Genomic DNA, 1248 nt, shown 5'->3' with positions numbered 1-1248 from the left:
GCAGCTGCCGCTCCGGCAGCCAGCCAGGCCCTGGTCAAGCAGCAGCAAAAGCGGCTGGCCAGCCAGGCCAGTCAACTGGCAAAACAGGAAAAGCAGCTGAAAAAGGCCAAGCAGACCCTGGCCCAGACCGGCAAGGTCAGCTACACCGTCAGCGACCGGTCAGCCAACCCGGGCTACGCGATCTTCCAGTCCAACTCTGAAAGAGTCGACATCCTGGCCAACGTCTTCCCGGTCCTGCTCTTTGCCATCGCGGCCCTGGTCTCTTTGACCACCATGACCCGCTTTGTCGAAGAAGAACGGATCAGCATCGGGACCTTCAAGGCCCTGGGCTACTCCAACCGGGACCTGTCTTTGAAGTTTGTCCTCTTCTCGGCTTCTGCCAGCCTGCTCGGCGTCGGCATCGGCGCTGCGGGCGGCTACACTTTCCTGCCGAAATTGATCTTTGAAGCCTACGCGGCCAACTCCACCATCAGCAACTGCCAGCTGCTCTTCAACTGGAAGATTCTGGCCTTGACCATCGTCATTGCCCTGGCCTGCACCACCGGTGCCGCCCTGTTCGTATTAAAGCGCGATTTGGCGGACAAGCCGGCCTCACTGCTATTGCCTAAGCCGCCAAAGAACGGATCCCGCATCCTCCTTGAGCGCTTCAAGCCCCTGTGGAGCCGGATGAGCTTCAACTACAAGGTAACCATGCGCAACCTCTTCCGCTACAAGAGCCGGGCCTTCATGACCATCTTTGGCGTCGCCGGCTGCTGCGGGCTGCTGGTCATGGGCTTTGGGATCCAGGACTCCTTAAGCGGGATCAGCCAGGTCGAATACAGCCGGATCATCACTTACGACTTGATCGCGGTTAAAAAGAACGCCCTGACCTCCAAGCAGCAGAGCAAGCTGGACGATTCCCTCTCCAGCAGCGCGGTTAAAAAGCATACGGCTGTCCGCTATGAGCAGCTGACCAAGAAAGCGGGCCAGGACAAGAGCGACCAGAGCATTTCTTTGATCGTTCCTTCCTCCAGCCAGGCCTTGTCCGGCTACATCAGCCTGAACAGCCGCGCCAGCGGCAAGAAGCTGACCCTAAAAGACGACGGCGCGGTCATTTCCGAGAAGCTGGCCAAGCTGCTCGGGGCCAAAGTCGGCAGCTACATCAAGCTGAAAGACAGCGACGGCAGCTGGCACAAGATCAAGGTGACCGGCATCTGCGAAATGTACATTGGCCACTACGTCTTCATGAACAAGGCTGCCTACAAGAAG

At 58.5% G+C, this 1248-nt stretch carries 1 protein-coding gene; it reads left to right on the top strand.

The window, feature by feature from the left end; translation table 11 throughout:
• On the top strand, window positions 1-1248 hold a 1248-nt coding region (locus tag lacNas_RS13470; RefSeq protein ID WP_201346949.1), incomplete at both ends, for an ABC transporter permease.

The sequence above is a fragment of the Lactobacillus nasalidis genome, assembly GCF_016587775.1.
Lineage (GTDB): Bacteria > Bacillota > Bacilli > Lactobacillales > Lactobacillaceae > Lactobacillus > Lactobacillus nasalidis.
The sequence above is the reverse complement of the archived record's forward strand: the minus strand, read 5'-3'. Positions and strand labels throughout refer to the sequence as shown.